11 protein-coding genes and 1 tRNA gene are annotated in these 7,456 nt (G+C 39.1%); 3 read left to right on the forward strand and 9 right to left on the reverse strand.

The genetic code is table 11. The annotated features are described in order from the left end of the window. Window positions 1-224 precede the first annotated feature (224 nt). From O3642_RS01945 to O3642_RS01980, 8 genes are all read right to left on the reverse strand, one after another. On the reverse strand, window positions 225-779 hold the full coding sequence (locus O3642_RS01945) for a hypothetical protein (protein ID WP_049513781.1): 555 nt from the start codon (window positions 777-779) through the stop codon (window positions 225-227). A gap of 460 nt (window positions 780-1,239) precedes the next feature. Continuing rightward, a tRNA-Arg gene (locus O3642_RS01950) sits at window positions 1,240-1,311 on the reverse strand. Between the two features lie 43 nt (window positions 1,312-1,354). Then, entirely contained in the window at window positions 1,355-1,702 is a 348-nt protein-coding gene (gene rplS / locus O3642_RS01955; protein WP_001068669.1) for a 50S ribosomal protein L19, read from the reverse strand. A gap of 118 nt (window positions 1,703-1,820) precedes the next feature. Beyond that, window positions 1,821-2,150, reverse strand: coding sequence for a fluoride efflux transporter CrcB (gene crcB / locus O3642_RS01960; protein ID WP_195423112.1), 330 nt, complete (start codon window positions 2,148-2,150; stop codon window positions 1,821-1,823). Beyond that, window positions 2,144-2,518 (reverse strand): fluoride efflux transporter CrcB, encoded by a 375-nt coding sequence (crcB, locus tag O3642_RS01965; protein ID WP_195423110.1) that lies wholly within the window; start codon window positions 2,516-2,518, stop codon window positions 2,144-2,146. Before crcB (O3642_RS01965) ends, crcB (O3642_RS01960) begins: the two co-directional genes overlap by 7 nt. After that, window positions 2,515-2,781, reverse strand: a complete 267-nt coding sequence (locus O3642_RS01970) for a chorismate mutase (RefSeq protein WP_195423107.1) — start codon at window positions 2,779-2,781, stop codon at window positions 2,515-2,517. Before O3642_RS01970 ends, crcB (O3642_RS01965) begins: the two co-directional genes overlap by 4 nt. A gap of 63 nt (window positions 2,782-2,844) precedes the next feature. Further along, the gene (locus tag O3642_RS01975; protein WP_003007049.1) at window positions 2,845-3,288 is read right to left on the reverse strand and encodes a flavodoxin; all 444 of its coding nucleotides are present in this window, start codon (window positions 3,286-3,288) and stop codon (window positions 2,845-2,847) included. A gap of 163 nt (window positions 3,289-3,451) precedes the next feature. Then, window positions 3,452-4,147 (reverse strand): hypothetical protein, encoded by a 696-nt coding sequence (locus O3642_RS01980; RefSeq protein WP_371605274.1) that lies wholly within the window; start codon window positions 4,145-4,147, stop codon window positions 3,452-3,454. A gap of 127 nt (window positions 4,148-4,274) precedes the next feature. On the opposite strand from O3642_RS01980, the gene O3642_RS01985 reads away from it, so the two are divergent. The 3 genes from O3642_RS01985 to O3642_RS01995 all read left to right on the forward strand — a co-directional run bounded on the left by O3642_RS01985 (window position 4,275) and on the right by O3642_RS01995 (window position 6,304). Next, window positions 4,275-5,219, forward strand: coding sequence for a bifunctional oligoribonuclease/PAP phosphatase NrnA (locus O3642_RS01985; RefSeq protein ID WP_342984133.1), 945 nt, complete (start codon window positions 4,275-4,277; stop codon window positions 5,217-5,219). A 96-nt stretch (window positions 5,220-5,315) separates the two neighbouring features. Then, window positions 5,316-5,900, forward strand: a complete 585-nt coding sequence (locus tag O3642_RS01990) for a lantibiotic ABC transporter permease (RefSeq protein ID WP_371605275.1) — start codon at window positions 5,316-5,318, stop codon at window positions 5,898-5,900. A gap of 161 nt (window positions 5,901-6,061) precedes the next feature. Continuing rightward, window positions 6,062-6,304 (forward strand): type B 50S ribosomal protein L31, encoded by a 243-nt coding sequence (locus O3642_RS01995; RefSeq protein WP_003016441.1) that lies wholly within the window; start codon window positions 6,062-6,064, stop codon window positions 6,302-6,304. 114 nt (window positions 6,305-6,418) lie between these two features. Here O3642_RS01995 and O3642_RS02000 read toward each other — a convergent pair whose 3' ends face one another. After that, the gene (locus tag O3642_RS02000; protein ID WP_049485844.1) at window positions 6,419-7,183 is read right to left on the reverse strand and encodes a (S)-acetoin forming diacetyl reductase; all 765 of its coding nucleotides are present in this window, start codon (window positions 7,181-7,183) and stop codon (window positions 6,419-6,421) included. Window positions 7,184-7,456 lie beyond the last annotated feature (273 nt).

The raw sequence follows: 7,456 nt of genomic DNA on the forward strand, positions 1-7,456 counted from the left end.
ATTTTTGGCTAATGGGAAAGTTAAGCACTTCTTTCCCTCTACTCCACAGAATCTGATAATCATTGTTGTTTTTTAATATCGTACAATTTTTGTATTGTTGAATTTCTGTTGTCATACTATTTCTTTTTGTCTATTTCAATGGTGATACATAATCGTCTGGAAGTTTGCCTCTCCGGTCAATACATTTTTGTTCAGCAAGTGGAATTAATGTCTCAAGCTCTTCCTCAATAGGCGATGCCATCTTTTACCCATTTTCTAGTTTCTAACTCCAAATTAAAATAGAAATCTCTTCGACCAGATTTATCAAAACAATCCTCTTTAAGAGCCTCGCATACAATTCTCAGTTTCTTCTTACTTATCTCAGAAATATATAACATAGTAAATCCTGAAGGAGATTCAATTTGGTCGATTTTCTTACCTTCTAAATTATAAACCTCTAGTTCTGATGGAACGTCAAAATCGCTGGATGAGCGAAATATACTGAAGATACGCTGATATTTAGGGCTAAAGCGAAGATGATGTAAATGATGAAAACTAATCTGATGCTTCCCATTATGATTCCAATCCAGGGTTCCTTCTAGTAAATTTTGTTGCCATAACAATTTTCCTTCTAAACTAAAGTAGAAAATGATTTTGCTTACAAAGTTTTCTCCACTATAGACGATAACAATGTTCTCATCTTTATTATATTCCGCATGAATGATATCTGGTAGTTCTATCTTTATTACGCAACCATCCCACTCCCATGTGACCATCCGTTCACCGTAATCAATTTTCATCATCCTTCTCCTACTCTAACTCAGATAAATTCGAGATGTATTGTTTGCTCAGTCATCATGGAATCCACTTCCTCGACAAGTTTATCTATCTCGTTCTGTGTGATACGAATGTGGTTGTAGGTGGCTCCCAATTCTGTATACTTAACCTATATACAATAAAGCTTCCATCAGTCAACAATTCTACCTCTGCTTTTAAAGCATAGCCTTTTCATAGTCAAATGTGATGGTAGATCTTATACCAAAAATTTTCATTATTCTTCCTTTTCTTATATCTCTTTTAGGCCAAACTTGTAAATCACTTAGAAGTCTTTTAAATTTGGTATTCCAAAATGATGAGACTACCTTAAAAAATCAATGTTACGTTTTCCCCTATTATACCACACCATGGATATTTTATGACCTTTGCCAACATTTGGCTAAAGAAAAAACACTGGCGAATCAGTGTTTTACTTATCTATATTGTCCCCTGCCGGAATCGAACCAGCAACTACTCCTTAGGAGGGAGTTGTTATATCCATTGAACTAAGGGGACCGATAAAAAAAGAAGCGAGATCACTCCCGCCTCCTTGTTCGTCTTAACGACGGATTTCTTTAATACGAGCTGCTTTACCTTGCAATGCACGAAGGTAGTACAATTTCGCACGACGTACTTTACCGTAACGAACAACTTCGATCTTTTCAACACGTGGAGTGTGGATTGGGAAGATACGTTCAACACCTACACCGTTAGAGATTTTACGAACTGTGTAGTTTTCTGAGATGCCAGCACCTTTACGTGCAATAACAACACCTTCAAAAATCTGGATACGTTCACGGTTTCCTTCGACAACTTTCGCGTGTACACGAACAGTGTCACCAGGACGGAATGAAGGGATATCTGTACGAAGTTGACCTTCAGTCAAGCTTTGGATTAATGGATTCATTTTATTCTCCTATCTTTGTCAATCTTGAGGAAACTTCCTCAGCGGATAAACTGTATTTTTGTGCGTCCATTACACACAAGATACAGTTTACCAAATTTCCTAGAAAATGTAAAGAAATTTAAAGCAAAATTCCCAAAAAAATCGCCAAAAAACCAAGCAAGTAGGTTAATAATAAATAGCTATAAAATGCCTTCTTGTTACTAAGTAGTCTTTGGAGTTCATCATTCAAGGTTGAAAACGTGGTCAAACCGCCACAAAAACCTGTAGCAAGGATAAGATAGACTTCTTTTGATTCCACATGATTGTAGAATAAACCAATCAGAAAACAGCCCAAAATATTAGCTATGAGAGTTCCTAGAGGCAGTACTGAACCTTGATTATAACGTGAAAAGAAATAACGCATAAGAGCACCTAGTCCACAAGCAAGTGCTAGATAAAATACTACCATTTCTTCCTCCCTAGACAATAGGCCAATAAAAGTCCCCCGCCGACACTTAAAATTAGGTACACAAGCAAGCTAATATATCGTCCTGTGTCCAGCATTTTCACGGCGTCTAGTATAAAACTAGAAAATGTCGTTAATCCACCACAGAACCCAGTTCCAAGCGCTAGAACGACGCCTTTACTACTCCCTTTATAAACCAGATAACCTTTTACAAGATAAACCAAGCAGAAAATCCCTAGATAATTGACAAGAAGCGTCCCCCAAGGAAAATCTGGGCTTGCCGGCAACCATCTAGATACCTGATAACGAACTAATCCTCCTAACATGGCAGCTAGAAAGATTCCTAGTGAATAGAATTGTTCTTTTTTCATTTGATAGTTTTATCCTGATAATCACGCGAACGTTTGAGAATATCTGAAAAAGTCTCAACAATTGTTTCTTCGTATTTTTTATCGATGACGCGATTTCTGACTTTTTCAAAGATAACTTCTTCTCTTTTGGTATCCAAGATTAGTTTTCCTGTAGACTTTTTATAAGCAACTACACCCTCAACTAGATGCATTCTTTCTTCTAAAAGTCTTACGATTTGGTCATCAATTTGATCAATTTCTTGTCTAATAATATCTAAATCCATGTGTCTCCTCTTTATTTTGGATATAAATCGAGCCTGAAATCCATCGATCCAGCCTCTTTGTCATTAATTTGCTTTTGCTACGAGTTCTTCTGCAAAGGCTTCTAATTTTTCAATGTCTTCGTCTTCTGCAGACAAATCAACTTTGACACACTCAGAACCTTTTTCAGCACCAGTCGCAGCGAAGCAACGGTCGAAATCATCAACTGCTTTACAGAATTCATCGTAGAAGGTATCACCTGATCCTACCACACCGTAAAGTTTGCCTTTGAGATCAAGGCCAGCCAAATCTTCGTAGAAATCTTGGATCTCATCTGGAAGCTCTCCATCGCCGTATGTATAGGTCGCTACCACTGCGATATCCGCATCAAGGAAGTCCTCCGCATCCACAGTTGTACACTCGTCCACATCTACTTCGACACCAAGATCACGGAATTTGTCCGCTACGATATCAGCAATTTCTTCAGTATTTCCAGTCATACTAGCAAAAACAATCTTCGCTACAGTCATAATTTCCTCCCAAAAGCTATTTCCCGTATTATACCACTTTTTCAAGCATTTTGCACGAAACCTTTCCCGATAAGGTGAAAGAAGGGACACGTTTCAAGAATTTGGACCGATTCAACCTAATCGCCCTCATTTTCTTCTTGAATTGCTTTAATAGTTTCAATTATTATCCGTTTTCCTTCTCCAACTCGTACTCCTCTTTAATATCTTTAATACGCTGGATTTCTTCATCCAGTTTTTTATTAAATTCAGATTCAGTCTTATATGGATATGAAAAACGGCTCCAGGTATACCACTTCAACCCATCTTTCCCTTTAAAATACCATTCAAGTTTGATCGGTAAATAATTTTGATTATAGGTGATCCGAACTTTGGAAAATTGGTCAGTTTTATCTAAAACTCTAGCCTCAAATTCAGGTGTCATTTTTCCTTTCACTAGTGATTTTGTGATTAGAGATTTCGGATCTCGCTCAATGATAAAGTTTGATTGTTCGATCTCATCTTTTGAAACCTTTAAATTCAGAATTGCGGAAGTGACATTTCGGTATAAGAATAAATGATATCTGTCATCAGGCTTTTCATCTGAACTACCATGATACATCTTCCCATTTTTTTCAACTACCTGAGTTATACTATAAAAATTATTACTCTTTAAATCATAGCCATTCTCAAAATTAAATTTATATAAATTTTCATTTTCCGAATCATCTACAACAATAAATCGTTGTTGTTCTAATATCGATTTTGAATCCTTACCAATCTTACCTCTCTGGACATCTATGAAAATACCAGCAACAACTACTAGAGACAAAGCAGCTAGAAAGACTTTCAAACTGAATGGTCTATTTTTAATTTCTTTCATCATATTCATCCATTCTAACAAAATATCTAACCAATGTAAAACCGCTTCCACAGCTCCTAATTAGTGATAAAGGCTTGCTGGATGGGCCTTTCTTATGTTAAAATTGACAGAGAAAATGAGGTAATGTATGAACGTAATGAATGAAATTCTTGAAAAGATTCAAGCTTATGACACGATTATTATCCACCGTCATCAGAATCCGGATCCGGATGCGATTGGTAGCCAGGTGGGCTTGCGGGATCTCCTGCGTGCGCACTTCCCTCAAAAGCGGGTCTTGGCAACTGGCTATGATGAACCGACCTTGACTTGGCTTGCTGAGATGGATACTGTCAGCGATGAGGACTATGCTGGAGCTTTGGTGATTGTCTGTGATACGGCTAATACTCCCCGCATCGATGACAAGCGCTATACGAATGGTGATTTCCTGATCAAGATCGACCACCACCCAAATGACGATGCTTATGGCGATCTGCTCTGGGTCGATACTGAGTCTAGCTCTACCAGTGAGTTGATTGCACTTTTTGCAAAGGAATTGGAGCTCGAACTTCCTGTTAGTGCCGCTCGTCTTCTCTATGCTGGGATTGTCGGAGATACAGGTCGCTTCCTTTATCCTGCCACTTCGACTCGGACCTTTGAGATCGCTGCCTATCTTCGAAGCATTCCCTTCGATTTTACAGCACTTGCTCGTCAGATGGATACGATCAACCTTAAGACAGCTAAGCTTCAAGGCTATGTCTATGACCATCTTGAGATCGATGAACATGGCGCTGCGCGTGTGACCCTAACACAAGAGCTCTTGAAGAAATTCGATCTACGTGATTCAGAGACTGCTGCAATTGTCGGAGCTCCTGGACGCATCGATACCGTATCTGTTTGGGCTATCTTTGTTGAGCAGGCCGACGGTCACTTCCGTGTCCGGATGCGTAGCAAACGTAAAGTGATCAACGAAATTGCCAAACGTCATAATGGTGGTGGCCATCCACTAGCTAGTGGAGCCAACTCCTACTCTCTTGAGGAAAACGACCAAATCTACAAAGAGCTACAAGAAGTGGCTCGCACGAACGAAGGCTGAGAACGGTTTCTCAGCCTTTTTATCTTGGTCATGGGGTTTTCATTTGATATTTCTTATGGTAAAATAAAGCTAATAAAATTTTTAAGGAGACTTATTATGGAAAAAAATCGTTTGTTTATCATTATCTCTGCTGCGGTAGCGATTCTTAGCTCTTTCTTGCCATGGGCAAGCCTGAATGCTGGTGCCTTTGGTTCATACAGCTGGAATGGCCTTCGCGGAGATGGATGGTTCGTTATTATCTTCGCAGTCGTTGCGATTGTCCTTGCTTGCTTGAACGATGTAAAATCTTCACTACCAAAAGGTTTTGCAATTGGTGTTATCGTAGCAGGAGCTCTCTCAACTATCGTAACATTGATCGATGTCTTCGGTGTGAACAAGTACGCTGTTGACTTCAATGGTTATGGCGTTTCAATTGGCTTTGGTTTGATCCTTGCTTTAATCGCATCAATCGCTATTGTTGTAACTGGTCTCTTGGCGATGTCAGGTGGTAAAATAACTAAAGGAACATTCGAAGAACTTGCTGAATCTGGTAAAGGATTTGCCCAATCTGTTGGACGCGTGACAACTTCTACTGTAAAAACTGCTGTAAATGAAATCAAAAAAGAATCACACGAACACACTGAGGGACAAGCTGATCAACCAGTTGAAGCACCAAAAGATCCAAATCAATCTGAACAATAATAAGATCATCATCGCCTTGGCTTAGCCAGGGTGATTTTTTTGATCATTAATTTAAATAAAATTAGTGAAAATACTTGTCAAGATCCTGGAAATTTGGTACACTAGCTTAGTAACAATCTATGGCTCGGAAAGAGACCATGGCAGAAAGGAAATATTGCAAAATGAAAAAAGATATCCATCCAGAATATCGCCCTGTTGTCTTCATGGACACTACTACTGGTTACAAGTTCCTCAGCGGTTCAACTAAGTACTCTAGCGAAACAGTTGAATTCGAAGGTGAAACTTACCCATTGATCCGTGTTGAAATTTCATCAGACTCACACCCATTCTACACTGGACGTCAAAAGTTCACTCAAGCAGATGGACGTGTGGATCGTTTCAACAAAAAATACGGTCTCAAATAAGAACCAACACAGAACCACTTCCCTTTCGGGAGTGGTTTTTTTGATCTCTGTTTCTTTTATTGTGAATGCACAAAATAAGAGGTTAGGATGTTGATCCCAACCTCTTTTTTCATCTTAATGGAACTGCATCCCACCATCTACGATAATGGTTTGTCCTGTGATGTAGTTTGAATCTGGTCCAGCAAGGAAGCTGACCGCAGCTGCTACATCTTCTGGTTCTGAAAGACGTTTCAAAGTGATATCTTTAGCGAATGTTTGCATACCCCATTCGTCGTCTTTACCTGCGTTCTTCCCAACTTCATGAGCAATGTCAAACATCATTGGTGTCTTCACGATACCTGGTGCATAAGCATTGACAGTGATTCCTGAATCCGCCAAGTCACGCGCCAAGGTTTGCGTAATCCCACGAACAGCAAACTTGGTCCCACCATAAATAGTCAAGTTTGGATTTCCGACAACCCCTGCTTGTGAAGTCGCATTGATGATCTTTCCACCATGACCGAGTGCTTTGAACTGAGCTTGAGCTGCTTGTGCACCCCAAATCACACCACCAACGTTAATAGCAAACGTACGTGTAAATTGTTCTTCTGTAATTGTTTCAAGTGGTGTAGTTGGCGCAACACCTGCATTGTTCACGACAACATTCAAATCTCCAAAATGGTCAACAACTTTTTGGAAAGCTGCAGCCACTTCTTCTTTTTTAGACACATCAGCTACGACTGCAAAAGCATTATCTGCTGACAACTCAGCAACTGCTTTTTCAGCTGTTTCAGCATTGTAGTCCAATACTCCGACCTTGAAGCCATCTTGCACCAAACGTTTTGCGATTGCAAAACCGATTCCTTGACCAGCACCTGTGACAATAGCTACTTTAGACATATGATTCCTCCTTGGTATCAACGATACCAGCAAACGTTCCTATCAGAACAGCAAGGGTTGACAACTAATTTTGATGGGGTCTATCATAAACTCCGACAAAACTATGCTAACAGTATACTCTTTTGTGAAAAACATTTCAAACTCTAGCCTGTTTTTTTGAAAAAAATAGTTTATTTATATGATATCTTTATTTAGTGATAAATGAACGAAAGCGTGAAATAGAATTTGGCTTTTAACCAAAACAGATAACTGTACTATTCTGTAAAAGCTACA

Origin of the sequence: Streptococcus sp. 27098_8_66 (assembly GCF_041431945.1) — a bacterium.
Classification (GTDB): Bacteria; Bacillota; Bacilli; order Lactobacillales; family Streptococcaceae; genus Streptococcus; species Streptococcus dentalis.

Coding starts and splice junctions, on each gene's coding strand:
- O3642_RS01945 (WP_049513781.1), bottom strand. CDS start 779: ATGAAAATTGATTACGGTGAACGGATGGTCACATGGGAGTGGGATGGT.
- rplS (WP_001068669.1), bottom strand. CDS start 1,702: ATGAATCCATTAATCCAAAGCTTGACTGAAGGTCAACTTCGTACAGAT.
- crcB (WP_195423112.1), bottom strand. CDS start 2,150: ATGGTAGTATTTTATCTAGCACTTGCTTGTGGACTAGGTGCTCTTATG.
- crcB (WP_195423110.1), bottom strand. CDS start 2,518: ATGAAAAAAGAACAATTCTATTCACTAGGAATCTTTCTAGCTGCCATG.
- O3642_RS01970 (WP_195423107.1), bottom strand. CDS start 2,781: ATGGATTTAGATATTATTAGACAAGAAATTGATCAAATTGATGACCAA.
- O3642_RS01975 (WP_003007049.1), bottom strand. CDS start 3,288: ATGACTGTAGCGAAGATTGTTTTTGCTAGTATGACTGGAAATACTGAA.
- O3642_RS01980 (WP_371605274.1), bottom strand. CDS start 4,147: ATGAAAGAAATTAAAAATAGACCATTCAGTTTGAAAGTCTTTCTAGCT.
- O3642_RS01985 (WP_342984133.1), top strand. CDS start 4,275: ATGAACGTAATGAATGAAATTCTTGAAAAGATTCAAGCTTATGACACG.
- O3642_RS01990 (WP_371605275.1), top strand. CDS start 5,316: ATGGAAAAAAATCGTTTGTTTATCATTATCTCTGCTGCGGTAGCGATT.
- O3642_RS01995 (WP_003016441.1), top strand. CDS start 6,062: ATGAAAAAAGATATCCATCCAGAATATCGCCCTGTTGTCTTCATGGAC.
- O3642_RS02000 (WP_049485844.1), bottom strand. CDS start 7,183: ATGTCTAAAGTAGCTATTGTCACAGGTGCTGGTCAAGGAATCGGTTTT.